The 26,077-nt window shown below is 45.4% G+C and carries 20 protein-coding genes; 2 read left to right on the forward strand and 18 right to left on the reverse strand.

What is annotated here, in order from left to right; translation table 11 throughout:
• Positions 1 to 36: 36 nt before the first annotated feature.
• The 9 genes from ISX59_RS03050 to ISX59_RS03090 all read right to left on the reverse strand — a co-directional run bounded on the left by ISX59_RS03050 (position 37) and on the right by ISX59_RS03090 (position 12,098).
• Positions 37 to 1,386, reverse strand: coding sequence for a sigma-54 dependent transcriptional regulator (locus tag ISX59_RS03050; RefSeq protein ID WP_005776286.1), 1,350 nt, complete (start codon positions 1,384 to 1,386; stop codon positions 37 to 39).
• A 52-nt stretch (positions 1,387 to 1,438) separates the two neighbouring features.
• Positions 1,439 to 2,911 (reverse strand): TolC family protein, encoded by a 1,473-nt coding sequence (locus ISX59_RS03055; protein WP_005809422.1) that lies wholly within the window; start codon positions 2,909 to 2,911, stop codon positions 1,439 to 1,441.
• A gap of 280 nt (positions 2,912 to 3,191) precedes the next feature.
• The gene (locus ISX59_RS03060) at positions 3,192 to 5,804 is read right to left on the reverse strand and encodes an ATP-binding protein (protein WP_044299699.1); all 2,613 of its coding nucleotides are present in this window, start codon (positions 5,802 to 5,804) and stop codon (positions 3,192 to 3,194) included.
• A gap of 96 nt (positions 5,805 to 5,900) precedes the next feature.
• On the reverse strand, positions 5,901 to 7,145 hold the full coding sequence (locus tag ISX59_RS03065) for an FtsX-like permease family protein (RefSeq protein ID WP_032536875.1): 1,245 nt from the start codon (positions 7,143 to 7,145) through the stop codon (positions 5,901 to 5,903).
• A 14-nt stretch (positions 7,146 to 7,159) separates the two neighbouring features.
• The gene (locus tag ISX59_RS03070; protein WP_220575664.1) at positions 7,160 to 8,458 is read right to left on the reverse strand and encodes an ABC transporter permease; all 1,299 of its coding nucleotides are present in this window, start codon (positions 8,456 to 8,458) and stop codon (positions 7,160 to 7,162) included.
• A gap of 10 nt (positions 8,459 to 8,468) precedes the next feature.
• Complete coding sequence (locus tag ISX59_RS03075; RefSeq protein ID WP_032529882.1) at positions 8,469 to 9,113, reverse strand: GIN domain-containing protein; 645 nt, start codon at positions 9,111 to 9,113, stop codon at positions 8,469 to 8,471.
• A 39-nt stretch (positions 9,114 to 9,152) separates the two neighbouring features.
• Entirely contained in the window at positions 9,153 to 9,818 is a 666-nt protein-coding gene (locus ISX59_RS03080) for an ABC transporter ATP-binding protein (RefSeq protein WP_005776280.1), read from the reverse strand.
• A 186-nt stretch (positions 9,819 to 10,004) separates the two neighbouring features.
• Positions 10,005 to 10,670, reverse strand: coding sequence for an ABC transporter ATP-binding protein (locus ISX59_RS03085; protein WP_005819156.1), 666 nt, complete (start codon positions 10,668 to 10,670; stop codon positions 10,005 to 10,007).
• A gap of 162 nt (positions 10,671 to 10,832) precedes the next feature.
• Positions 10,833 to 12,098, reverse strand: a complete 1,266-nt coding sequence (locus tag ISX59_RS03090; RefSeq protein WP_220575665.1) for a carboxymuconolactone decarboxylase family protein — start codon at positions 12,096 to 12,098, stop codon at positions 10,833 to 10,835.
• 180 nt (positions 12,099 to 12,278) lie between these two features.
• Between ISX59_RS03090 and ISX59_RS03095 the strand changes: the two genes are divergently transcribed.
• Both ISX59_RS03095 and ISX59_RS03100 read left to right on the forward strand, forming a co-directional pair.
• Positions 12,279 to 13,178 (forward strand): AraC family transcriptional regulator, encoded by a 900-nt coding sequence (locus tag ISX59_RS03095; protein ID WP_005809437.1) that lies wholly within the window; start codon positions 12,279 to 12,281, stop codon positions 13,176 to 13,178.
• Positions 13,175 to 14,086 carry an AraC family transcriptional regulator gene (locus ISX59_RS03100; RefSeq protein ID WP_005809439.1) on the forward strand — a complete coding sequence of 304 codons (912 nt, stop codon included), beginning with the start codon at positions 13,175 to 13,177 and terminating at the stop codon, positions 14,084 to 14,086. The genes ISX59_RS03095 and ISX59_RS03100 overlap by 4 nt, the downstream gene beginning before the upstream one ends.
• A gap of 176 nt (positions 14,087 to 14,262) precedes the next feature.
• Here ISX59_RS03100 and ISX59_RS03105 read toward each other — a convergent pair whose 3' ends face one another.
• The 9 genes from ISX59_RS03105 to ISX59_RS03145 all read right to left on the reverse strand — a co-directional run bounded on the left by ISX59_RS03105 (position 14,263) and on the right by ISX59_RS03145 (position 26,052).
• Positions 14,263 to 15,534, reverse strand: coding sequence for an ABC transporter permease (locus tag ISX59_RS03105; protein ID WP_032537352.1), 1,272 nt, complete (start codon positions 15,532 to 15,534; stop codon positions 14,263 to 14,265).
• Positions 15,535 to 15,539: 5 nt separating this feature from the next.
• Positions 15,540 to 16,847: an ABC transporter permease gene (locus ISX59_RS03110; RefSeq protein WP_005809443.1), complete on the reverse strand. Its 1,308-nt coding sequence runs from the start codon at positions 16,845 to 16,847 to the stop codon at positions 15,540 to 15,542.
• 22 nt (positions 16,848 to 16,869) lie between these two features.
• On the reverse strand, positions 16,870 to 18,159 hold the full coding sequence (locus ISX59_RS03115) for an ABC transporter permease (protein ID WP_122200236.1): 1,290 nt from the start codon (positions 18,157 to 18,159) through the stop codon (positions 16,870 to 16,872).
• 3 nt (positions 18,160 to 18,162) lie between these two features.
• Positions 18,163 to 19,470 (reverse strand): ABC transporter permease, encoded by a 1,308-nt coding sequence (locus ISX59_RS03120; RefSeq protein ID WP_005776268.1) that lies wholly within the window; start codon positions 19,468 to 19,470, stop codon positions 18,163 to 18,165.
• Between the two features lie 18 nt (positions 19,471 to 19,488).
• Complete coding sequence (locus ISX59_RS03125) at positions 19,489 to 20,796, reverse strand: ABC transporter permease (RefSeq protein WP_022012342.1); 1,308 nt, start codon at positions 20,794 to 20,796, stop codon at positions 19,489 to 19,491.
• 6 nt (positions 20,797 to 20,802) lie between these two features.
• Positions 20,803 to 22,107 carry an ABC transporter permease gene (locus ISX59_RS03130; protein ID WP_022012343.1) on the reverse strand — a complete coding sequence of 435 codons (1,305 nt, stop codon included), beginning with the start codon at positions 22,105 to 22,107 and terminating at the stop codon, positions 20,803 to 20,805.
• Between the two features lie 21 nt (positions 22,108 to 22,128).
• The gene (locus ISX59_RS03135) at positions 22,129 to 23,397 is read right to left on the reverse strand and encodes an ABC transporter permease (RefSeq protein ID WP_005776265.1); all 1,269 of its coding nucleotides are present in this window, start codon (positions 23,395 to 23,397) and stop codon (positions 22,129 to 22,131) included.
• Positions 23,398 to 23,418: 21 nt separating this feature from the next.
• Positions 23,419 to 24,684 carry an ABC transporter permease gene (locus ISX59_RS03140; RefSeq protein ID WP_005809456.1) on the reverse strand — a complete coding sequence of 422 codons (1,266 nt, stop codon included), beginning with the start codon at positions 24,682 to 24,684 and terminating at the stop codon, positions 23,419 to 23,421.
• Between the two features lie 120 nt (positions 24,685 to 24,804).
• A complete protein-coding gene (locus ISX59_RS03145; RefSeq protein ID WP_005776262.1) occupies positions 24,805 to 26,052 on the reverse strand; it encodes an efflux RND transporter periplasmic adaptor subunit in 1,248 nt (415 codons plus the stop codon).
• Positions 26,053 to 26,077: the final 25 nt, after the last annotated feature.

Genomic DNA, 26,077 nt, shown 5'->3' on the forward strand with positions numbered 1-26,077 from the left:
ATGATTAACGATTAAAAAGTAATGATAAGCGACGAGTCACTTATCACTGATATCATATTTCTCCAAACGACGGTACAATGCCGCACGGCTGATACCTAACGCTGTAGCCACCTGGCTCAGGTTCCCTTTATAACGCTCCAATGCCTGAAGAATTGTCTGTCTTTCGATTTCATCGAGTGTCATTCCCGCAAACGAAGAGGCAGTTGACGTACTTTCATCATGTCGCTGGTACTGACTCTCGAAATCGGTTGCATCCAACACTTCCTTGCCACTGACCAGAATCGTACGCTCCACCAGATTTTTCAACTCACGGATATTGCCCGGAAAAGGCAAACGACTCAGGAAGTTCAATGCATCCGACGAAAACTCCGTACGGGGTAGGTTGTTGATCTCAGCCTGACGATCGGCAAAGTGTCTGGCGAGTAACGGTATATCCTCTCTGCGCTCTCTCAACGCAGGAAGTTTTATGGTTATCAGGTTAATGCGATAGAACAGATCTTCACGGAAAGTGTGTTCGCTTACCATCTTGGCCAAGTCGGCATTGGTAGCCGAAACAACCCGTATATCCGTCTTACGCGGACGGCTGTCACCCAGTACTTCAAAAGTCTGGTCCTGCAATACCCGCAACAGTTTCACCTGGCATGAGGGATCGAGATCGCCGATTTCATCCAGAAAAATAGTTCCTTTATTCGCCATCTCAAAACGCCCCATACGATCGGAAGTGGCATCTGTGAAGGCTCCTTTTTTATGACCGAACATCTCACTTTCAAACAGACTCTGGGATATTCCTCCAAGATTGACTTTCACAAAAGGCTGACGGGCACGCTGACTATTGATGTGGATAGCCTCGGCTATCAGTTCTTTACCGGTTCCGCTCTCACCGGTGATCAATACCGAAGCATTGGTTCGTGCAATACGAGCCACCGTATTCAACACCTCTGTCAATCCACGGCTCTTGCCAATAATATGGCTCCGGTTCAATGAACCGCTTTGCTCCTGAAGCGTATCCTTCGGAGTTGCAGTAAGCTCCAAAGCAGTCTCTATGCGTTGCAGCAATGCGGCATTATTCCAGGGCTTGGTGATAAAATCGAATGCACCGGCCTGCATTCCCTGTACGGCAAGTTGGATACTACCCCATGCAGTCATCAGAATTACAGGAACATCCGGACGAAATATCTTGACCTGCTTAAGAAGGGTCAATCCCTCTTCTCCGGAAGTGGAAAGTGTAAAATTCATATCCATCAAAATCAGAGAAGGAGCTTCCGAACGGACTACTTCCATCGCCTCACGCGGACCGGGTACAGTTACCACTTGGTAACCGGCACGTTTCAGCATGAAACTCAACGAAGAACGAACTCCACTATCATCATCTATAATTAAAAGCATAAGTGTTATTTTTTTGATTTGCAAAACTACTCTTTTTGGGGTTAAAACCAAACTAATTCTTCACAACATCATCAAAATCGGCTTCCAGTGGTGTATTATTCTGGAAGTCCCACAGTGTCAGACTGCGGAGCTGGTAAAAATAATACCAGTACCAGTAGAGTTCATTGATATGTTTCTGCCGGGCATCATCTTTCGAATTCTGGGCATCATTCAAGTCGAGTGTATTGATTTTACCTATCAGGAAAGTCTCGATACTGGTTTTATAACGCTGCTGTGCAATCTTATCCGCTTCATTGGCAATAGAAAGTTGCTGTGCCTGATTATTAAAATTCTCTACAAGCAGGAAGATGTCCTGATCAAAGTCAATTTGTTCTTTACGTATTTTGGATAAGGTAACTTCCCGGTTACTCTTGGCTACACGCACTTTTCCACGACGCTTTCCCCAATCAAGAATCGGAATCTTCACACCGACCTCTACCACCTGGTTATCGAGTAATTTTTGATAAGAAGCAGAGAAATCCTTATTCAGTCCGGTATATCCCACGTTTGCGAAAAGATCGATGCTACGAAGATTGCCACGTGCGGTAGCCACTTCGTAATCAGCTTCCAACTGCCGGCGACGTATGTTATGAGCGAAAGAATTGCGCTCCAATGCTTTATTCAGCACTTTGTTGTATTCCATTTTAAGATCGGGTGCTGATTCCGGTATTACCGGCTCCAATACCTGATCATCTCCTATTGCCAGGAAAGAGCGCAGCCGGAACATATTTGCATTCAGATTGCTCTGTGCATCGGTAACGGCAGCCCGAGCTTTCAATGCAGCCAGTTTCAATTGCAAAAGCTCATTTTCGGAAATTTGCCCCATCTTTCGTTTCGCTCCGGCCACCTCGTACAAGCGATCTGCATTTATCTGATTCTGGCGGGCGGTTCCCAGAGTTTCTTTAGCCAGCAGAAGATTAAAGAAGTAAGTGATCGCGTTCATGGTTACAGTCTCTGTAGCAGTGATAAAGGCTGCTTTTGCCTCTTCATAACGAACCGGCTCAATGCGGCGATTCCATTTCAGGTCATTCACTCCAAAGATAGGTTGAGTCAATTGTAAAGCGATAGGCACGGACATAAACTGCCGGTTTCCACCACTCCCCAGCTGTTTCACAAAGTCGAGTGAAGAAGACAGGGCTATCTTACCACCCGTAAACCAGATATTCTGATCAATGGAAAGCGTACCGTTCAGCCCTAACTTATTACTGCGGACAAAGGAGTAAGAGCCGTCTTCATTCTGATAACTGTTATATTGTTTTCCATAGCTTGGCAAAGTTCCGCTGAAATTTACTTCCGGCAACAAATCGGCACGGAACGTACGGTATTCCCAATAAGCTGTCTTCAACTCATTGAGAGCAACGGCTGCATCTACAGACTGTGTACGCGCCAATGCAATGGCTTCATTCAAGGTAATCTCCCGTGTTTCCTGTGCACTCAATGCCAACGAACAGAAGGCAAAAGCAGAGAGTAGAAAAGATCGTTTCATATAGAATTTGTTTATTTACCGGCAGAAAAGCAAACCCTGTGCCAAATATTGAGTGTTGCAGCGATCACTCCAGCTCGCCATATAACATAAACATTCATTTGAAAGAGTTCAGTGTATGATAATCCTCACTCCACTTCCCTCCTGGTCACTCTTCTCCTGTTCGTCATCCACCACTCCTTTTGTTCATCCTTCACCGTTTATCGTTCACCGTCTAAAATCAATCCTCCTTCTTCTGTCCGAAAATGAACAGTTTGTCCGCAGACGGACGCCCCCGGTGTACTTATTCACAAGTATCCGGTAAACGAACTGTGAAACGGGTTCCCTTTCCTTCCTTCGAAGTAACCGTGATGACTCCATTCAAACGTCCGATGATGGTTTGACAAATACTCAGTCCCAACCCGGCTCCCTGGGTAAAACTGTCGACTTTATAGAAACGTTCGAAGATATGTCTCAACCCATCCTCCGAAATACCTTTTCCGGTATCTTCTACAAAAATAGAAGTATATCCCGGCTCTTCCTCCGTATAACCGAATGTGATCGACCCTTGTGTTGTAAACTTGGCAGCATTGTTTATCAGATTATTCACCACTTGTTGCAAGCGGACATTATCCGTCACCAGATATTTTTTACTATTCTCCGGCAACTTCAATACCAACCGGACTCCGGAAGGCATGTTCAACTGTTGTGAATCGTATACATTCTTCATCAATAACGGAAGATTGTGCCCGGCAAACTGGAAATCCATCGTACCGGACTCTATACGGGACAAATCGAGAATATCATTAATAAGTGCCAGTAACAGGCCACAGTTTTTATTGATTGTCTCAATAAACAACTTTACCTCCTCTTCGGTAAATCCACTGGTATCACTCAACAAATCGGAGAAGCCCACGATGGCATTCAGCGGTGTACGTATTTCGTGACTCATATTAGCAAGGAATGCCGATTTAAGCTTATCTGCCTGAAGTGCTTTATCACGGGCTGCGGTCAATTGCTCTTCGGTAGTCTTATAGCGCTGTATACTCTGACATACGCCCAGAATGCTGTAAGGTGTGTCTGTCGTAAGTCCTGCAAGCACCGAAGTACGATATTCCCACCATTCGTATCTGCCGTCACCGCTAAGCTGGCGGAAACTCATACGGGTACTTTGGCTCAGACCTGCCAATGCACGGTTAAAGAGTTCGAACGCCAACTCCTGATCGTCCGGATGAACCATCCGGTCCATCTCATTCCGTGAAATGGTGGTCTTGTTCTCTGCAAACCCGAAGCGTACCAGAAAGCCCGCAGGAAAAGTAAATAAACCGGTACGGATATTATACTGCCAGGGATAGATGGAGCTTTCGTCCACCGCCATACTAAAGAAACGTTTTTGCATCTCTTCATCCGATATATTACGGGCCGAAAGGGCCATTCCGGTGATTTTACCATGTGCCCGGATAGGAACGATCTCACCGGAAACAGGAAAATAACTGCCACTGTGGACTTCCTGCATAAACGAATTTTCGGGAATGACCACACTGCCCTCTTCAGTTACCACCCGCTCGAGCATGGAACGGAGAATCTCTTTACCATTATTGTAAATCTTGAAGATACTGCCTGCCGGTAATCCTTCATAAGGACGCGCGGCTTCATCCTTAGGCAAATGCAGCATTTTCAGTAAAGAACGATTCGTAAAATGAATACGGAGATCGGTATCGTACGTGATCACACCGTCACGGATTGAATGGAATACATTATCGAATTCATCACGTTGGGCAACCAATCGGTTTTGTATCAGTAAACGGGTCTGGGCATGGATGCGCCGACGGGATTCGCGGCGGTTGATGCGATACAGCCACACTATCAAAAACACCAGTAAAGCTAATATCGAGCTATACAGTAAGATATAGAGCAAACGATATTTCTCTCCGTATGGTTCGTTGATAATGGTTCCTCCAATAGCCTGCACCTGCTTGGGATTTACCTTGAAAAATACCAGCTGCTTGAAATCATACATAAAATTCAAGGGAGATTCAATAATGCCCACTTCCGAAGGAGTCTTCCCACGTAACACATCGGAAGCTGTCCGCCCCACCTCACGTGCAGAAGTATATGAATCGGCATCATAAGCCCCGAAGGCGCCATTAGTCAATGCAAGATTTTCACACGAAAAGAAAGGAGCTTTTGAATTACGTCCGATGAATGACATAAAAGGCGACCATTTAGGGGCAATAATCAGTGTCTTGTGCGTATTGCGCGGATAACATGTGGAAGCTATGATTTTGTTGGTTGTATCCGTTTGCGAATTATAGAAAGTTACCGTATATTCCGGATGCTCTTTCACAAAGCCATTCCATTCGTTCATAAAGTCGTCTCTTCCTTTAGAACTCAGAAGGCTGTTGTCAGAGATACAGACTACTTCCGTCCGACTCGGGAAAAGGCGGTTCGCCTGCCTCAACAGCTCCCCGAAATCCGGATTTGCCGTATATCCACACACATTGGGTAACGAATCGATCAGACTGCCTTCCGGATATTTTATATTAAAAAAGACAACAGGCAACTGTAAAGGCAATGAATCCCCGCAAGTCAACAAAGTATGGAAAGCCTCGTCACTGACAGTAACAATCAAATCTGTTCCCCGTTCGCGGGCTCGTTCGCAGAAACGCCGCATAATAAGTTTCTCTGACTGATAAGTCCAGAAATTGGCATCCAGAAATTCTGTTGTCACATTCACTTTCAGTCCGGATTCGCTGAATCCTTCTTTCAATCCCCTGGCCAAATCGCCATGCCAAGGTGTTTCGGAAGCATACGACTGAATGAAAAGAACATTATAAATGCGTTCCGCAGCAGTGGATATTTCTGTGAGAAATAAAAAGATAGATATAAGAAATATAGTATACGATCGTCTGTTCATAGTAAAAAAACTGCGTTGTATCAGGATTATGGACGCAAATATACGTTATAATCTTGAAAACAACGCAGATAGATTACGATTTATTGCAATAAGCTTTTATTCCTCACGCAATGCTTCTGCCGGCTGGATTTTCATGGACTGACGGGCCGGGAACCAAATGCCGGCCAATATCATCAATGCCATCAACAGCAGAGTAATACATTCGCACAATACAAAACGCCCGACAGTGAACGTGGAGAATTGCCATGAAGGTGTCAGTTCGCTTTTGGCAATATAATAGTCAATGCCCAGTGCCAACGGAGTGGCCAAAAGCAGCATGAACCAGCCTTCACTGAGCAAACGGAAAAAGACACTTTTCTTGCTGCCGCCTACCGCCATCATCAAAGCCATCTCTCCTTTACGCTGCTGCGTCCGGAACCAGAAAGTGCCCAACAATCCCAGGAAGATATTAAGCAGCAAAAAGCCCATCCCCACCAAATAGTTTCGTAAAGTATTCATATCGTCTAACTGGAAAGTACGACGAATATTCTGGAATGAATTTACTTTCGACAAAAAGACATTCCCCACTCTGTATTGGGATGGTGCGTCTTTCATTAACCGTTCGGCGAATCCGGCAGGTTCACCATCACTGGTACGCAGACAGATTTCATTGCCATATGCCAATTGATCCTCCCGCAATAATATTACTACCGACCGGCTATAGCAAGCGGCCGAAAAATCATCGTAACGAATCACTTCAAGTGCGGCAGACAACTTTGTACCCCGGGCTGTATCCTGATCCAAACAAAATTCTTTGCCAATATAATCTTTTAAGTCTATATGATAACGGGATTCAAAAAGATTACGCGATGCCATAAAAGTACCCTCTTTCAGCAAAGCTCCCAATTGTTCCGGTGTTTCTCCGTTAGCTCCCCGATAACGGAATACACGGAAAAAGTCAGGGGTCACCCACCGCCGGATATTATACTTTCTTTCCATAGTATCCAGACGTACTTCCATACCACTGTTACTGCCATTGTAAGGAAAAGAATTTTGTGACATACTGACTGCCTCTACTCCGGGACGACGACGCAAACGATCTAATAACTCACGTATATCGGCATTATTTTCCTCTTCCGTACGGCCGGCTATATAATCGGGGCTTTTTTCCGTGAGATAATTAAATTCAACCCTGTAAGTATTCTCTATATCAAAACCACGAGGCTCAAAATAAGTATAAAGAGTGACAAACATATAGTCGACCACATACCAAAGCACAATACTTACTAACAGTAACTCCACGAACAACCACGCATTCGAACGCCGTTCATTAACTATTTGTTTTAATAATTTCTTATTCATCGTTCATGTAGTGTTTAAGTGAGTTTTCCGCTAAGAGCATTTATGATTGACATCCGGGATGCCCGCCAAGCCGGCCACCCGCTGCTGAGCAAGTTTAGCAGCAGACAAAAGAGCAGAGCATAAATAAACGTAGAGAGTTTGAAAAGCATCTTCCACTCAATGACCGGAGCCGTATTGAGATACATCAGCCGTGAATCGGCAAAAAGCGTACCGCCCCACACATAGGAGATCAGCAAACAGAACAATAATCCTACAACACCCGCCATCAAAGTCAATACCAAATTCTCAGCAACAATCTGTCCCATCACCCCTCCGCGGGTAGCGCCGAACGAACGGCGCACGCCAATCTCCGCCACACGCTGTCGCAGGCGGCTGTGAGTCATCGAACTCAGGTTAATGGCAGGAACCAACAACAAAATAAGGAAAATGATCACTTGTTGGCGAAAATAACCCGCCATATCCGGTTGCACATTTGCCCATATACGCTGTGACATGGTCAACTGGTCATCCGGCTGTCCCCGGTAAAACACAAAATAATCTCCCAATCCGGCATTGTATGCCAAACGACGTCGTTCACACTCTGCCCGAATCGCATCAAAATCAAAAGAACTACGAGCCAAAATCACAACCCGCATCGCTCCCATGATACCATCACTCCATACATTATCCCCTCCTGTGATATTAGTTGAAAGATATGGGACCCATATTTGTGCATAAGCCGTCGAAGCCATTGAAGAGACATCTTTCACGACTCCGCTTAACCGGTAAGGGGCATCGTTCACAAAAATCTCTTTCCCGGCCACATTTGTAGCAGTACCGAAAAGAAGGCGGGCCACACTTTCTGTTATAACAGCCACGGGCAAACCCGATTTAGCTTCAGCATCCGAATAGGGTTTGCCGTCGATAAACGAAAAGTCGAATATACGCCAGAAAGCTCCGTCTGTCTCAAGTGCATCAACTCCTGTACGCACTCCCCGAGACAAAGAGACCTGCATCGTCTCGGGGATGCTATATATACTAATTTCTTCAGGAGTTTTTAATCCTTCGAAACATCCCTTCGCCGTTTTTATTCCCATCGGACCGTTACTTGATCCGTCGTCACTCCAGGTTTTGTTGCCTACACTCATCCATTTGACGTGCAACAAGCGGTTCCGGTTACTTTCGGGGGCAAAAGGAACCGTCTTTATCTGTTGTTGCATCACCACTACCATAATCAGGCAAATGGTCAGTGCAGTGCCCAGCACACTTATCGTAGTCAACAATGGTTGTTGCTTAAGTTGCGACAGGGCCTGCTTGAAATATTGTTTAATCATTGTGTTCTCTTTATTCTCCTACTTTCAATCCGCGTGTATTAACCCCTCCGACTCCACCTTTAGAAATATCAGCTTTACGGGCTTTACCTTTCAGGGTCATGCTTCCTACACCGTCGGCACGAGCTGTCAGTTCATCACAATCCACCCGGATATTGACACTGCCTACACCATCCAACCGTACTTTGAGAGTTTCACAAACCAAATCACTAATTTCAGCACCGCCTACTCCCGAAAGAGTTATCTTCAATTGATCCAACCGAAGTGCGGTCCGGCAATTGAAGCTACCTACTCCCTGCAATTTTACACTCTTCAGATCAGGAGCGGCAATATACAGTTTAACATTTTTGGAATTGCTGTTATTCTCTTTATATCCAATCACCAAAGTCTCTTTTTCCACTTTCGTTGTAGTTTCAGATACATATCTCTGCGGGCCCTCTATCCGAACAGAACAACGATCGGACTGCGTAAAAATGATATCTCCGACTGCATCCAGACGGATAGAAGAAAAACCGGGAACTTTACGGTTATCAACAATGATTCCCTTACTTCCGGTAGTTTTACCACATTGGCAATCATCACTGCATTGAGCCTGTATCATATTGAAAGTTGCCCCCATTGTGAGAGCTAAAGCCACTAACATTACTCTTATTTTCATCGTTTCCTAATTTTGAGATGAATGACTGTATTATGATTATTATTGTACTTGCCGTCCGTCAAAGAACCGAATGGTGCGTGAAGTCTGTTTGGCCTGCTCCTCGTTATGGGTCACCATCACAATGGTACGTCCGTCTTCTTTATTTAACCGGTGAAGCAACTCCATTACCTCAGCCCCCATCTTGGAGTCCAGATTTCCGGTAGGTTCATCAGCAAGGATAATCTCCGGATTGCCGATAATGGCACGGGCAATGGCCACGCGCTGACACTGACCACCGGAAAGCTGTGTGGGGAAATGCCGCATACGGTGAGTCAAACCGACTTTCTCAAGCACCTCCTGAGCCAGTTTCCGACGTTCGGAGGAGCCCATACGGCGATACAGTAACGGAAGCTCCACATTATCCAGTACATTCAGGGAATTAATCAGGTGAAACGACTGGAATACGAATCCAAGTGTCTTATTACGGAAAGCTGCCAGTTCCTTATCTTTCATGCCTTCAGTGTGTGTACCGTTTATCTCTATGGTTCCGGTAGTAGGTGCATCCAGCAACCCCATAATATTCAGCAAAGTCGATTTACCACAACCGGAAGGTCCCATTATGCTCAGGAACTCACCACGGTCTACTGTCAGGTTCACATTTTCAAGAGCCACTGTTTCGATTTCGTTCGTACGGTAGATTTTCGAGAGAGAAGTCAATGTAATCATAAACTTATGGTTTTAAATTATTTCTTTTTATTAAGATCATGTTCAAATGACATGCCAAAGAATTAATACACTTATAAACAACCACTTGATATTTGGGCAGAGTGTCCGATAATGAACACTCTGCCCACAAATGAACTCTCTTTCTTATCAAAAATGAACGTTTATTCCTCGTGTAATGCTTCTGAATTATTGCACTTGCCGTCCGTCAAAGAACCGAATGGTGCGTGAAGTCTGTTTGGCCTGCTCCTCGTTATGGGTCACCATCACAATGGTACGTCCGTCTTCTTTATTTAACCGATGAAGCAACTCCATTACCTCAGCCCCCATCTTGGAGTCCAGGTTACCGGTAGGCTCATCAGCAAGGATAATCTCCGGATTACCGATAATGGCACGGGCAATGGCCACACGCTGGCACTGACCACCGGAAAGCTGTGTGGGGAAATGCCGCATACGGTGAGTCAAACCGACTTTCTCAAGCACCTCCTGAGCCAGTTTCCGACGTTCGGAAGAGCCTATACGACGATATAATAAGGGAAGCTCTACATTGTCCAATACATTAAGAGAATTGATCAGATGGAATGACTGGAACACAAAACCAAGCGTTTTATTACGGAAGGCAGCCAGTTCTTTATCCTTCATCCCTTCCGTGTGCGTGCCGTTTATTTCGATTGTTCCGGTTGTAGGCGCATCCAGCAACCCCATAATATTCAATAGAGTCGATTTGCCACAACCGGAAGGTCCCATTATGCTAAGAAATTCACCGCGATCCACTTTCAGGTTCACATTCTCGAGAGCTACTGTCTCAATCTCGTTTGTACGATAGATTTTTGAGAGGGAAGTTAATGTAATCATAACTTTAATTTATTTAGATGATTCGTTTTGTTCCATTTTGGCTTATATGAACAAGACATGTCAAATGGTATGCCAAAAGAATAACATCCTCATAAATTGCACATTAAACTAACAGAAGGATGTCCGATAATGAACATACTGCCCGTTAACGAACTGCCTGATTTACTTATCCTCCGGAACAATCTCATTTAAGCAAGCCAATGCATTGAGTGTACGCGGATAACCAATGTAGGGCAACAATTGAGTAATGACAGTCAGCAACACAGATTTATCATTGCCAACATTTATATTGCCTTGAATATGGCCTTTGAGCTGCGCCTCACAGCCACCAAGTGACACAAGGATGGCAAAAGTTAACATTTCACGCGTTTTTACATCCAGAACCGGACGCGTTTGATAATCACCGAAACAGTTGGCGGAAAGATATTCCTGAAAATGCAATTGTCCTTGGGGTGCGGTTTCATACATTTTGTCTATTCGTTCGCCAAAAATGGATTTCTGCAAAGCAAGTCCCTTCTCCATACGGTTTTCGGAAGTTATCACCGCCTGTGGCTCCAAAGGCAACTTCACTCCTTTTGACGACAAGAATCCATTGGCTATAGAAATCAATTCCGCAACCTTTGCCATACCCACATAAGGAACGGCATGATAAAGCACTTCTTTTATTTCAAGCGGGGTAATTCCGTTGACAAAAGCGGCCTGGAGTGTTTTTTGATACTCTCCCGCAGTACTCATGGCAATGGTGGAAGCCATTGTAACCAAAATCCGCATACGAGTATCCAAATCACCATATTGCTGTGTTTCGCCAAAAGCAAAATTAGTGAATATTTCCTCCAGTTCGGGATCGGTCTGTGCAAGGTTGTTTCCGAGGTTGATAAACCTCGTCGTGCCATTGCGGGAAACACTCGTTGCAGCTATCCCTTGGGGGGAAGTTGCCTCAGCGTATGCCTGATCATCTACAGGTTCCAACCAAGTATTTTGGTTGGTTTCAGGATTACATTCGATGGCCAGATGCGAAAACCAACTGTCAGGGGCGGCTCCATGCCAATGCACTACATCCGGAGCTATCTCCACTACATCTCCGGGCAGTAACAGACGGGCATTTTTCCCTTTTTCCTGATAATACCCTCTTCCTCCGACAGCTATCAGGATTTGTCCGCCCGTATGGCTGTGCCAATTGTTACGGCATCCGGGCTCGAAAGTCACATTGCTGACAGGACAATTCAATTCATCATTCTGTGTCAAGCGTGCCAGATAGGACTGCCCTATAAAAAACTTCGCATATTGCACGTTTGCATCTCCTATGGGAAACACACTCGGATTTTGTAGAACTTCTTCTTTTTTCATATTCTGTGCATTTAAAGAATTTGTGGTATAGCACAGCAACGTTATCATTGCCGATACCCATATAAAATGTTTCATTTTCATAAGATTATAAATTTATGATGCAAATTTAGGCACCTTTCCGTTCTCATCGTATACCCGGATTACGGATGTAATTACCTCAATTACGGATATTCTTACCCCTATTCCGGTTTTATTCCTCCAACCCATACTACATATGATGAAAATCCCTACATTTGTCACAGATAAATAACAATATGCCCTATGGAAGAAGTAATTAAGCTCAATTCGGTAGACCAGTATAACCAGATGTACGGTCTCGAAACATTGCACCCTTTGGTGACAGTAGTCGACTTGTCGAAAGCCACGTTGTTCCCCACACACTTCACCCTCAACTACGGACTGTACGCTTTGTTTCTGAAACAAACAAAGTGCGGCGATCTACGCTACGGACGGCAGATGTATGACTATCAAGAAGGCACAGTAACAAGTTTTGCCCCCGGACAGGTAGTAGAGGTAAAGGTGACTGACGGGATACGTCCGAAGTCACACGGTATACTATTTCATCCCGACCTGATACGCGGCACATCTCTGGGACAGGAAATCAAACAGTATTCATTCTTTTCATACGCTTCAAATGAAGCCCTTCATCTTTCGGACGAAGAGAAAAAGATCTTTCAGGATTGCCTGGATAAAGTCCAGTTGGAATTATCACGTCCGATAGACAAGCACAGCAAACGCCTGATTTCAAGAAATATCGAATTATTATTGGACTATTGCATGCGTTTCTATGAACGGCAGTTCGTCACACGTTCAAAAGTGAACAAGGACGTACTGGTGAAGTTCGAAGAACTATTGGATCTCTACTTCCAAAGTGAGCAGTCGCAAACCGAAGGATTACCCACAGTGAAATATTTTGCAGATAAGGTAAACTTGTCTTCCAACTATTTCGGCGACCTGGTTAAAAAAGAAACGGGTAAGACTGCTCAGGAATACATCCAGGGTAAAATAATAAATGTAGCCAAAGAAAAGATATTGGCTTCAGAAAAAACAGTCAGTGAGATTGCATATGAACTGGGATTCCAATACCCACAACATTTCACACGCATATTTAAAAAGAATGTTGGCTGTACCCCGACAGAATACAGGATAATTCAAGTATGATGGCCTCTTCCGGTAAAGAAACATTAGATATCAAAACGGTGCATCAATGCAACCGCTGCCTGGGATGCAAGACGCTGCATCCACAGGCAAGCATTATCCGTCTGGACCATACGAATGTGGAACAGCACAGCATTAAATTCGATTTTTACACAATACTGTTGATGGAGAACGACATAGAGGACTGCTGTTGTTGCGGACGCAAAGCTTATGACTATTCCAATGCGACAATGGTTTTCCTCCCTCCGGAACAAACCTTCGACATCCACAAAAACAGAGTACTCCCACAGCAGGGATGGTTACTGGCTTTCCATCCCGATCTGCTTTATGGTACCACACTTGAAAAAAACATTCAAGAATATACTTTCTTTTTCTACCGGAAAGAAGAGGCTTTACATCTGTCCCAACGCGAAAAGGATAAGATTATAGAATGCCTACGGGAAATGGACGAGGAATTACATCACCCGATAGACCGCCATAGCCAAACACTGATTTCACGATACATCGAACTATTGTTGGATTATTGTACCCGGTTCTACGAACGGCAGTTTATCACCAGGGAGAACAAGAATAAAGTGCTGCTCGACAAAACGGACCGTTTATTGGATGATTATATTTATTCCGGTAAGCTAAAGTGGGAAGGTCCGCCTACCTCCGCATATTGTGCTGAAAATTTAAAGCTCTCCGTTGCCTATTTTGAAGATTTACTCACGTTTGAAACCGGTAAAACCTTACTGGAGTTCTTCCAGTTAAAAAGAATGGAAACCGCAAAGAGAATGCTACTTGATAAAGAGAATACAATCAAAGCAATAGCCGGTCAACTGGGATTTTCTAACACGCAGTTATTCTGCTTGTTTTTCAAGAAAATCACGGGAGTAACGCCCAACGAATACAGATATTCGCAGAACTGATATTTAAAAAAGTTATATACCGTCCAAAGTTCTTTGAAATCATGGAGATGTGCCAAAACTCACCACAGAGAACACAGAGAAACACAGAGGAAAATTTAAGTCACTGCTGATCAATATAAATAATCTGTGTTACTTCATATCTCCTCTGTGGTAGAGGTATTTGCCAACCAATCCGGTTACTCGTCCCGCAAAGCATCCGCAGGATTCATCCGTGCTGCTTTTGAAACCGGAATATAAGTTGCCACAAACGAAACAGCCAGAATCAGAACATACGAAATAACCGATACAATAAGGAAGTGCAACACCGGACGATTCTGTATATAATCCGGGTTCGGATTATCCGGCGGGAAAGCAAAGCCATTCAGATATACTATTTGAAGTTGTACCAATGCTCCTACTACAAATGCGATAGTCACCATCCACCAGGCTTCAAAAAGAAACTGCCGGATCAACCGGTGGCGGTTAGACCCCATTGCCATATAGAGCCCTATTTCCTCCCGGCGGGCATTGCAACGCAGCCAAAAGGTACCCCCCATCCCCAAAAAGACACACAACAGAAAAAATAAAGCGAGAATGGTCTGCAACCGGATAGTCCCCGTAGTTCCCATATAATACTCAAAATTTTTACTTTCCGTCCTGAAATCCGTAAGCGATGCCAGATAATAGTTCCCGATCTGCATTCGGGGACGCATTTCACGTTTAAATGTCTCAGTGAAAACAGGTGAAGCGAGTCCATCACGCACCCGGAAACAAATCCGCACTCTGCCCGGAAGATGTTTCAATTCAGAAGTAGTCTTGAATATCAGAGGACCGGGTTGGTTATTACTTCTTATCTGTACGGGGTCGATTATAGCGGTCAACGGAAACTTACGGGTCGTATCTCCCCAATGCACCCATTTATTTTGCGGATATTTCTCGCCGAACAACTTCTCTGCGAGATCAGGAGTCAGGTAGATCCCCTGTTCTCCTTCCGCAAGTACCGGAGGAATTTGTCCTGTCCGTGCATCGTGTATACGAAAAACTCCAAAATAGTCGGTTCCGGAAAGGAAGGTCATCTGCTGTGAATATGCAAGGATCGTATCATTGAAAACCTGTCCTCCGTTCCAGCCCCCGCTTTGCGGATAAGAATTAAAAAGGCTGACAGTCACATTAGAAACACCCGGATAGCGGCGTACCTGATCTACGATGCGCATAAAGTCAATACGTTTCAGCGAATCGGAAGCCATCTCCGGTTTATATTTGGTATGGTTAGTTGAATATTCACCTATACTGAGCAGGTAAGTATCGGTAAGATCATAATGATCGGGCAATGCCTTATCGGATAATAATACGTACACAGGGTCGACTACTCCCCATAAAAAATAAGTCACAACCACCAGTTCTCCCAGAATCCATCCATTGGCAGCACGCTGGTTCCACAACTGGCGGAGTATCATCATCAGGTTCATATCTTTTATCTTTTTTCGTTAAGCGAATATACAATATCTTTCTTCAAAGCATGTAAAGCCGGAATCAGAGCCGACAATACATTCAGCACCAAGCTGACCATGAAGGTAATACCTATCACCACCGGATTCAGCAACATACCGGGAGTCAAGAAGCTATCGACTCCCTCGGGCATCACATCTACCGAGAAAGACAACAGGTCCGGAAGCCAGTTCCGGCCACAATAGACAATCAGATACGAAAGTAACAAACCGAACAGACCTCCGATGCCAGTAAGAAACAGATTTTCCCAAAATACCTGCAACAGAAGCGAAGTTTTGGAAGCACCGAAAGCCTTACGTATGCCCAATTCGGAAAGCTGGCGCTTCATACGTGAAGCAATCATTCCTGCCAGATTCAGTGCCGGAACAAATAATAAAGCTAACAGGATAGTGCCATACACTCGTAACAGCTCTCCCCAGTCGGGTGCCGAATTAGAATATTCATAAAAAATACTTTTCCAGTAAGATACCGGTTGCCCATGTAAATCGACACTGTATTTTTTCTGAGAATAATTATATTTGCGGAACACGTCACGTACCTCTGTAATTACCTTATCTTTAGCATCGACAGAAGGAGCCAACATATAGACATTCAGATCACCTACCAACTCATAGCCACCCTTATTATCCTTTATAATATCGGAATCAACCGTCAGTGGTAACCAAATATCCGCATACGTAGCAGGGGTAATGAAGGAAACATCTTTTACAACTCCACATACTCTATATTCATCGGAATCAAGAACAAAAGTACGACCTACCGGTGGAGTCTCTCCAAAAAGCTGGCGAGCCATTGTACGCGAAATGACAGCTTTTCGTAATCCGGAATCAAAATCGGCCTGACTAAACGGCTTGCCGTCTACAAAGGCAAATTGAAACACCTTCCAGAACCCGGCATCTACCAGCTTCACCTGTACCTCTTTCAAATCTCCGTCACCAGGCAATTCAAGTAATGATGTACTGCGCCCATCCATAGATGCCCCTACAGCCTCGGTACTCTTCAGCGGATAATAAAAACGCTTCACTGCCTGAAAGGATACGTGAGAACTGAACCAATTCTCCTGGTTTTTCTGCTCTACAACAGTCATTCCTTTACTGACCAGGATACGGTTCCGGTTCTCTTCGGGATAGACCGGAGCCATCTTGATGTAACAGATGATCACCAGGCTCATGGTCATGGCAATCCCCAGTCCTGTACCGAGTATGTACACACTACTGAATAAAGGATTCTGTTTCAGGAGTTGCCAGGCCTGTTTGAAGTATAATACCATCATAGCAATTTATTTTATTTATTGGTTATTCGTCCCGCAAAGCATCCACCGGATTGATGCGGCTGAGTTTGTGTGCCGGCATCCAGATTCCGATAGAAACAACAATCAACAGCAAAAGGTATACAATCAGGGAAACAGCCGCAAAATGCAGACCGAAATGGTTAATCCAATAAACAGGCATCGTCTCTTCCGAACCGGTACAGGTAGTATAGAGACCATCCTTCAACGCATATTGCAAATAGAGCAAGCAGCCTATCAACGTCCCCAATGTGGTCAGCACCCAACCTTCGTATAAAAGCAGGCGGGTGATATGTGAAGGATTACCGCCGAAAGAAAGCATGATGCCTACCTCTTCACGGCGCGAACGGGTCTGCATCCAGAAAGTTCCGGCCACTCCCAAACAAAGGTTCACTAAAAAGAATATACCTAAAGCCAGGTTCAGGCGATACTGGTTAGTGATACCTTCAGAAAACTCATGTTGATCCTGAATGCTGCTGAAGGACCGTACAGACTTCACATAATAGTTGCCTACCGTCAGTCCTTTATCCATCCACTCACGGAAGTGATGCAGAAAAGCCTTCTCCGACAGATTGTCGTCTATACGAAAAGCGATTAACGGAAGATAATAGTACATATAATCAGGAAACTCTTCAAACACGCATAACTCTATGGGCATGGGTTGCATATAACTCCGGTAACGAAGAGGGGCGATCACTCCTCCCACCCGATAGTCTTCATCATCTCCATTTTCCCCCAAACGACGTCCGTAAAGCGGTTTTCCATCCTTCAGCCGATACGCTACGTCCGCAGTCAATACCGATTCGGTCCAACGGAAGTCACGGTTATCCAATTGTTCGGCCGTCATACCTTCGGCTCCCTCCATCCCCATAGTCCGGAAATAATCGGTGTGGGGCATGAAAGTAAGACGGAGAGTGCGGACCGGAATGGTATCGAACATCGTATTACCGTTACTCGTGGAATTCGATGAAGGATATTGGCCATTCAAGATGAAAGTAGTATACTTTACTCCTTCATAATGTTTCAACTTGTCGAGCAACCGCTCAAAATTGGCTTTACGCGCCAATGTATCATTCTCTTCGGCATGAAATTGCTCCGATTCGGCAGGGAACGATGCCAACTGAAGCAAGAAAAGATGATCGGGACGATAGCCCTCCGGCAGATTCCGATCGTGTGTCAACACTACTAACGGATCGACAATCACCCACGTGACGATCGATACCAATATCAATTCGGCCAACAGCCATCCGTTTTTCCGGCGACGGGCCCAGAGGTTCTTTATTATAAGTCGTATCATGATTTATTTCTTAGTGTTAAGTGAGTCAATAATATCGTTGTGCAACGAGCGCCATGTGGGCCACCAGGCAGAGAGCAGGTTCAGTATCAAACAAAAAGCAAATGTTACGCAAAACATTAAAGGACTGAACAGCATTTGCGGATTGATAGCCACATCGACTCCGTCGGACACAACTGTCGGATATTTGTCGAACAGGCTAAATACCCAATTACGCCCTAACACAAGCAGCCCCCATGAAACAATAAGTCCCATCAGCCCGCCGATGCAAGTAAGAAGCAGATTTTCCCATAACACTTGATTCAATAATTGTTTCCGATTGGCCCCGAACGCTTTTCGTATCCCCATTTCCGCCAGACGATCGTCCATGCGACTGGATATCATCCCACTCAAATTAATAGCAGGCACTAACAACAAAGCCAAAAGAGCTCCTCCATACAGTTTAATGACCGACATCCAATCAATCTCGTTCGTATTGCCCTCTCTGAACCACGTCTGCCAATACGGATCCGGCTGATGAAAAATATCAACTGTATATTCTTTCTGGGAAATATTGTATTTATGCACCATTTCATTGACCTCCGCATACAGTTTCGGCATATCTTCTTTCTGGCGAACCTTAAAATAAACGATATAGGTACCGACTTTATGACTGCCATCATTGTTACTGTCATATCCTGGCAAGCAAGAATAGGGCATATAGATTTGCCCGTAAGATGCCGGCAACAGATAACTGCCCTCACGTACCACTCCGACGACTTTAGACTCTTTGAAATCCAGTTTAAACGTTTGCCCAACCACATCGGTCCTGCCAAAAATGCGGCGGGCCATCCGGTCAGAAAGTACTACATTACGGATCCCACTGGCTAAATCCGCTTCCGAAAAAGGCTTCCCGTTCAAAAATTCAAACTCAAATAACCGAAAAAAATTAGGATCGGTATACTTTACCAAAGCCGGTATCTGCTCACCTCCCCCGGCCGGTTGTATATAAGCCCCCTCCCGGTTCAGAAAGTGTTCGTTTACAGCGGTAACCAGCTCCGCTGATTTCAGTGGGTAGAACCACTCTTTCAGCATTTCATAAGAACAGAGATATGAATTTCCGCCTCCTTTCACATGCATGGCACTCACCCCTTTCATCCGCATCGTCACCGAACGGTTCACTTCCGGATAAATAGGAGCTATTTTAATATAATACACAATGGCAATAATCATCGTCATGGCAATGGCAAGCCCCGTACCCAGTACATACAGACTGCTGAACAACTTGTTCTGACGGATCAACATCCACGATTGTTTTAAATAAAGTTTTATCATAGTATGTAATTTTAATAGTTATTCATCACGCAAAGCATCTACCGGATTGATGCGGCTAATCTTCCGGGCAGGTATCCAAATGCCGACTGAAACGACAATCAGCAACAAGATGTACACCATCAGGGAAGTTGCCAGGAAGTGCCAACCGAAATGATTGATCCAATAAGCAGGCGAAGCCACTTCGGGTGACCATGATCCCCAATTTGTGGAGTATAGTCCTTCTTTCAAGGCATATTGCAAATAAACAAGGCATCCCAACAGCGTTCCGATTGTTGTCAGTACCCATCCTTCACCCAGCAGCATCCGAACAATGTTTTGCGGCCGGGCTCCGAATGAAAGCATAATGCCGACTTCCTCCCGCCGTGTACGGGTTTGCAGCCAGAACGTTCCGGCCACCCCCAGACAGAGATTGATCAGAAAGAACAAGCCCAAAGTTATATTTTTACGGTATGTATCGGTAGTACCGGCACTGAACTCCGACTGTTTACGCAAATCGGTATACGACTGCACCGAATTCACATATATATTTCCGGCTTTCAACTCCTTCCCCGTCCAAGGGATGAAGTGATGCAAAAACACCTCTTCGGAAAGACGATCCCCGATTCGGAAAACAATCTGGGGCAAATCCGAATAATACCGTTCGGGCATAACCGACAGGGGATTCAGACGGACCGGCTGAGGTTGCATATAGCTTCGATAGCGAAAAGGTTTTATCACACCCGCCACCCGATATTCGGCAGTGCTGTCGTTGTTCCATGTCGTCCGCCCGGTGAGAGGACTCTCCGGATGCAAAAAGAACTCCGACGTATTGGCTGTCAGCACATATTCATCTTTATCAAAGATACGTTCGTCCAGCTCTCCGGCCGTCATCCCCTCAGCACCTTCAAATCCCATGGTCCGGAAGAAGTCCGAACGGTTCAGGAAAGAGATCTGCCATGCCGGCATATAGGTAGAATCTCCCTTAAACGTCTGGGGAGAAGTGGTACTGCTACCGGAATAAGGCATTATACGATTGAAAAAGAACGTAGCAGACTCCACACCTTCATAATTCTTCACCTGTTGAAAAATGCGGCCCAGGTTTTCCCTGCGGGACAGGCTGTCGTCTTCTTCGGGACGAAACTTCCCGGATTTCTCCGGCAAAGTCGCCAATTCAAGAACAAACAAATGATCGGAACGAAAGCCCTCAGGTAACGTACGGTCATGGGTAAGCACGACCAAAGGGTCCGCTATTTTCCAAGAGACAATACAAACCAATACAATCTCGGCCAATAGCCACAGGTTGCGACTGCGGCGCGCCCACAAGTTTTTCAGTATTAATTGATTCATGGCTATTTATATCTTTTCGTTGATGGAATATATGATGTTTTTACGCAGTGAATACCATGCGGGACAAAAAGCCGAAAGCAGGTTGAGCAATACACACGTACCGAACGCAAGGACAAACACAAACGGACTGAACAACATATCCGGACTTAGATTAACCTCCACTCCTTCGGGGATGGGTACCGGCCACGAATTGAACAAACCGAAAATCCAATTACGCCCCAACACCAGACCTCCCCATGACAACAGCAGACCGATAAAACCGCCTACACAGGTGAGCGCCAGATTCTCCCAAAGCACCTGTCCTAACAATACCGAACGATTGGCTCCGAAGGCTTTGCGTATCCCCATCTCGGAAAGACGTTGTTCCATCCGGCTGGAAATCATCCCGCCCAGGTTGATGGCCGGAACAAACAGGAAAGCAAGCAACAGCCAACCATGTATTTTGAATACGTTCGCCCAGTCAATCTCCGAATACCCCATTTGTTTAAGAGGATACTGCCAATAAGGAAGAGGCTGATTGTTCAAGTCTATTTCCAGATCGGGCTGAGAGTGGTTGAATTTATGAACCAACTCCTGTATTTCAGCACGTAGCTTCGGGGCATCATCCGCCCCAGGCAGTTTGATAAACACCTGATAAGGACCTACCATATTGGCCATTTTATCCCCCCGATCATAACCGGTTATACAAGTATAGGGCATATACACGTCGGCATAAGAGTCGCTGAGCATATAACTGCCGCTACGCACCACGCCCACTACCCGATAGTCTTCAAAATTCAGCGAGAACGTACGTCCCACCACTTCTGTGTCACCCAATATCCGGCGGGCACCACTCTCCGAAAGCACTACATTGTGGATTCCGCTTTCAAAATCGGCCTGTGAGAAAGCCTGTCCGCCCAGGAATTCAAACGGGAACACCCGGAAGAATGCAGGATCGGTCTGTTTCACCATTACGGGAATTACATTCCCACCATCTTCGGGCTGTACATAATTTCCCAATAACATACGTCCCAAAACGGCCGTCACTTCTTCCGCGTTTTTCAACGGATAGATCCATTCTTTCAGCATATGATAAGAACAGGAGGACTTGGTCATAGAATGTTGCTCGGTGTTTTTTACGGCTACCGACGTCAACACCATCGTCTGAGACCGGTTCGTTTCGGGATAGATAGGAGCAATCTTTACATAATACACAATGACAATAATCATTGTCATGGCAATGGCCAGCCCTGTGCCCAGCACATAGAGACTGCTGAACAGTTTATTCTGGCGGATCAACGCCCACGATTGTTTGAAATAGAGTTTTATCATGTCTGTTCGGTACTAAATTTATTATTCATAGTGCAGCGCTTCCGCCGGCTGCAACTTCATGGCCCGACGGGCAGGCAACCACGTGCCCAACGCAATGATCAGCCCCATCAGCAACAGTACCCCACCAAAACCGACAGCAAAACGCCACCAGGAGAAAGGAAGATTGTACAAATCGGGAATTTCCATGTGTATCATATTGAACATGACAAACAGCACCAGCGGAGTTACGGTGGTCAGCAATAACCACCCCTCGGCAGTGAAGAACCATCCTACCCGCCTGCGTGTACTGCCCAGTGCCATCCGCAGACCGGTTTCACTACGCCGTTGCTCGATGCGTAGCCAAAAAGTTCCCGTAATGCCGAAAAGCACGTTCAGCAAGATGAAAACGGACAACAGAAGGTTAATGCTGATTTTCCGCCATTCAGACCGCAATCGTTCACTGCGTTGTTGCTTCATATCCTTCATGCTGGCAACGTAGAGATTATTCTCCGTCAACTGGCTCTTCATCCGGTTTAGGAAAGTCCCCATCTGTTCCGGAGTCAAATCTTCTTTCATCCGCACGGTTATCTCCATATTAGCTACCCCGGAAGCATTCACCTGACGTTCCAGCTCTTTCGGTCTCATAGTAAAGAAAAGTTCGGGCTCCGGCTTCACAAACTCGGTCATACGAACCGGGACGGTCACTGCCGCAATGCGTATCTCCCGCATACTACTGCCGGGATAACATACTTTCTGTCCTACTGCCGACTCCTCACCGAAGAAATCTTTTTCCAGATCCGGAGTAATAAAATATTCCAACTGTTTTTTGTTCAATAATTCACTCAGAAGCTGTCCCTCACGGCTCCGGATACGAAATACATCATAAAATTCGGGAGAAACGGTATATTGGTGATAGGATTGCTCTTTGAACTTACCGCTATCGGCCGTACAAGGCATGATCTGTGTCCATGAATTACCTCCGGAATAGGGTGAGGAATAGAAAGCAACACAAGCATTATCCACTTCCGGGGCACGACGCAGGCGTTCAAGGATCCGGGCCAATGCTTCGCCTTCGGTAGGAGCCTGAGTAGTGTCGCTGACATACTCGGCGGCATCTTCGGGATAAACATCAAACGAAAGCCGCCAGCAATTCGTGATATCATAGCCCAACGGACGGGAATAGGAATAGAACTGTACCACAAACATATCTACCAGATACCACAGCGCAACGAATACGACCAGAAGTTCCATCCATATCCAACCGTTAGAGCGGCGTTGGTTCCATATTATCTTAAATATTTGCTTTATCATAACGGGTCTTTGTTTTTAAAATTATTCCATATCATGCAACGCCTCTGTAATAGGCATCCGTGAGGCCCGCCAGGCGGGGATCGCGGCACTCAGCAAATTCAGTAACAGCGTGAAAAAGAAAGCCGCAACAAAAGTGAAGGGCTGTATCAGCATATCGTGTGTCAGAGCAATAGTTCCCGAAAAGAAAAACGACCTGCAAAGAGATAACAAGGCGTATGACAACACCAGTCCGATCAGCCCACCTATGCAGGAGATCAACAGGTTCTCGGTCATCACTTGCTCTACCAGCGAAAACGAACGAGCACCGAACGCTTTACGAACCCCAATCTCACTGCGACGTTTGCGAAACTGTGTCAGCGTTATACCTATTATATTCAAGGCAGGCAGGAGCAAAAGGAAAAGAACCGTCGCACCGGTAGTTTTAAACCATTCGCCCACTGTACCCCGATCGAAACCATTTGTACCCAGCACGGCCTGCCACTGGGTATAGGGAGAATACATATAGTCAAGTTTTGTGTTGGTAAGCGAAGCATTGAAAGCCGCCTGCAACTTCAGCATCTCTTTGCGGATCGGTTCGAAATCGGATGAAGAACGTGCCAGGATGCAGGAGGTAAACTCCCCCGTAGTTCCTTCGCAATAGTTAACATTTTCCTTTAATAAGGAGGAGTTGACCGTATAGGGCACCCATACATCTCCATAGGCGTTTTCGGCAGCTTGACTCACCTCTTTCACCACACCGCATATCTGATAATCGGCATAATTCATGCGTAAAGTCTGCCCTGTTGCTTCAACCGTACCAAATAACTTACGTGCCAGTTTATCAGAAATAACCGCTTGCCGTATACCCGATTCCCAATCGGCATGTGTAAAGGGGACACCGGAAAGAAAGGTGAAATCGAATACTTTCCAGAAGCCGTCATCGGTAAACTTAATCGTATATTTATCATAAAACTGCTGTCCGCGTATATTGACCGGAAGTTGTCTGTCGGTAAAAGCAGTCACTGCCTCGGGCGTCTGCAAAGGATAAAGACATTCGCGTACTACCTTGTGACTCATACCCCCATTATTGATGGGATTCCCGTCACTCCCGCATGCTTGCAGACTGTTGACAAAAAGGATGCGGTATCGGTTAGACTCCGGCGCATACGCAGAGAAATTTACTTGATAAACGAGGTAAATAAGCATCACTGCTGCCACCGACAAAGCGGTACCCGCTACAGAGATTCCATTTACGAAACGGTTCTCTTTCAGCAAATTATAAGATTGTTTGAGATAAATTGTTATCATAGTTTCACATCTTAAAAGGCACACAATCCACCTTTTAAACCAAAATTCCGTTGGCTTAAAACCAACAAGCCTTTGGTTTAAACCCTAAGGTGCCTTGATTTAAAAAGTTTTTTCGGCGTATTATTTCACTTTGAGTTTGTTCTTATTTTTGTAGTTGGTCATGTCGCTGACCACCACCTTGTCTCCCGGATTGAGTCCGCTCACCACTTCTACAAACTCAAAGTTCGAATCGCCCAGCTGAACTTTCCGTTTTACGATTTCATCGTCCGAAGTCATCACGAACAGATCGTATTCGCCGCGGCCTACATAATAAGAGGCATTGGCTATACGCAACACATCTTCTTTCACGGCATTCATCACATATACATCGGTCTTGAGTCCCGAACGCAACCGCTTGTTATTATCTTCTTTCAGTTGCACGGAGAAAGAGATAACTCCGTTCTTTGAAAGCGGAGTGACACTGCTTACGGTCCCCTCGAGTTTCTCACTGCCCACTTTCACAATAGCCTTTCCGCCCGCTGCCACACGGTCGCCATAAGTATCGGCAATCTCGCCATCCACTTTGAAATGACTCAGATCCGAAATGATAGCCACCTGCCCTCCCTGAGGAATCTGCGCACCGATCTGGTTGTTGATATAAGTAAGGATGGCTTTGCGCGGCGAACGTATCTGTGCATCGTCCAACGTACGCTTCATTTCGGCAAGTCCCTTACGGAACATGTTGAGGTCGAGTTCAAGCACTTTCAGGTCGGCGGCTGCTACCTGTTTCTCGTTGGCATATTGTTGTTTGAGTTGTTCCAATTCGAGGCGGGACGTATTGTAGCTCAATTCGGCCTGGCGTACCTTATCGGTCGTACCGGCTCCAAGACTGTCGAGGTATTGTTCGTTGCGAAGCTCCACCTTCATCCGCGCCAGTTTCATTTCCGACACTTTGATCTGCATGGCCATATCGCTCAATTTGGTCTGGCTGTTCACCTGCGCCTGATCGAGCTTATAACGTTTCATTTGCTCTTCATCCAGTAGTTTTTTATAGTCGGTTTCCGTACTTTGTAAGTCGAGTTTCAGGATGGGAGTACCTACATCTACACTGTCACCGCCCTTTCTATATACTTCCACGATGCGGGTGTTGATCGGTGAATTGATGATCTCTTCAAAAGCCGGAACCACTTTGCCCGAAGCACTGACACTGACCTCGATCGTCCCCTTGTCAACGGTAGACAACACGAGATCCTTCTTCTGTACTCCCGTACGCAACAACGAAATTAGTAGGCTAATGCCTACTATCCCGATAATACCGATAGCCGAAAAACGAATAATCTTTTTATTACGCTCTTTATTGCGCACCTCTTTTGGAATTTCTCTGTCCATATATAGTCAATTATAGATTTACAAA

Origin of the sequence: Bacteroides sp. FSHCM14E1, assembly GCF_019633785.1 — a bacterium.
GTDB classification, from domain to species: domain Bacteria; phylum Bacteroidota; class Bacteroidia; order Bacteroidales; family Bacteroidaceae; genus Bacteroides; species Bacteroides hominis.

Bases quoted from the DNA above. Each gene is read 5' to 3' on its own strand.
- ISX59_RS03050 (WP_005776286.1), bottom strand. From the start codon at position 1,386: ATGCTTTTAATTATAGATGATGATAGTGGAGTTCGTTCTTCGTTGAGT.
- ISX59_RS03055 (WP_005809422.1), bottom strand. From the start codon at position 2,911: ATGAAACGATCTTTTCTACTCTCTGCTTTTGCCTTCTGTTCGTTGGCA.
- ISX59_RS03060 (WP_044299699.1), bottom strand. From the start codon at position 5,804: ATGAACAGACGATCGTATACTATATTTCTTATATCTATCTTTTTATTT.
- ISX59_RS03065 (WP_032536875.1), bottom strand. From the start codon at position 7,145: ATGAATAAGAAATTATTAAAACAAATAGTTAATGAACGGCGTTCGAAT.
- ISX59_RS03070 (WP_220575664.1), bottom strand. From the start codon at position 8,458: ATGATTAAACAATATTTCAAGCAGGCCCTGTCGCAACTTAAGCAACAA.
- ISX59_RS03075 (WP_032529882.1), bottom strand. From the start codon at position 9,113: ATGAAAATAAGAGTAATGTTAGTGGCTTTAGCTCTCACAATGGGGGCA.
- ISX59_RS03080 (WP_005776280.1), bottom strand. From the start codon at position 9,818: ATGATTACATTGACTTCTCTCTCGAAAATCTACCGTACGAACGAAATC.
- ISX59_RS03085 (WP_005819156.1), bottom strand. From the start codon at position 10,670: ATGATTACATTAACTTCCCTCTCAAAAATCTATCGTACAAACGAGATT.
- ISX59_RS03090 (WP_220575665.1), bottom strand. From the start codon at position 12,098: ATGAAAATGAAACATTTTATATGGGTATCGGCAATGATAACGTTGCTG.
- ISX59_RS03095 (WP_005809437.1), top strand. From the start codon at position 12,279: ATGGAAGAAGTAATTAAGCTCAATTCGGTAGACCAGTATAACCAGATG.
- ISX59_RS03100 (WP_005809439.1), top strand. From the start codon at position 13,175: ATGATGGCCTCTTCCGGTAAAGAAACATTAGATATCAAAACGGTGCAT.
- ISX59_RS03105 (WP_032537352.1), bottom strand. From the start codon at position 15,534: ATGAACCTGATGATGATACTCCGCCAGTTGTGGAACCAGCGTGCTGCC.
- ISX59_RS03110 (WP_005809443.1), bottom strand. From the start codon at position 16,847: ATGATGGTATTATACTTCAAACAGGCCTGGCAACTCCTGAAACAGAAT.
- ISX59_RS03115 (WP_122200236.1), bottom strand. From the start codon at position 18,159: ATGATACGACTTATAATAAAGAACCTCTGGGCCCGTCGCCGGAAAAAC.
- ISX59_RS03120 (WP_005776268.1), bottom strand. From the start codon at position 19,470: ATGATAAAACTTTATTTAAAACAATCGTGGATGTTGATCCGTCAGAAC.
- ISX59_RS03125 (WP_022012342.1), bottom strand. From the start codon at position 20,796: ATGAATCAATTAATACTGAAAAACTTGTGGGCGCGCCGCAGTCGCAAC.
- ISX59_RS03130 (WP_022012343.1), bottom strand. From the start codon at position 22,107: ATGATAAAACTCTATTTCAAACAATCGTGGGCGTTGATCCGCCAGAAT.
- ISX59_RS03135 (WP_005776265.1), bottom strand. From the start codon at position 23,397: ATGATAAAGCAAATATTTAAGATAATATGGAACCAACGCCGCTCTAAC.
- ISX59_RS03140 (WP_005809456.1), bottom strand. From the start codon at position 24,684: ATGATAACAATTTATCTCAAACAATCTTATAATTTGCTGAAAGAGAAC.
- ISX59_RS03145 (WP_005776262.1), bottom strand. From the start codon at position 26,052: ATGGACAGAGAAATTCCAAAAGAGGTGCGCAATAAAGAGCGTAATAAA.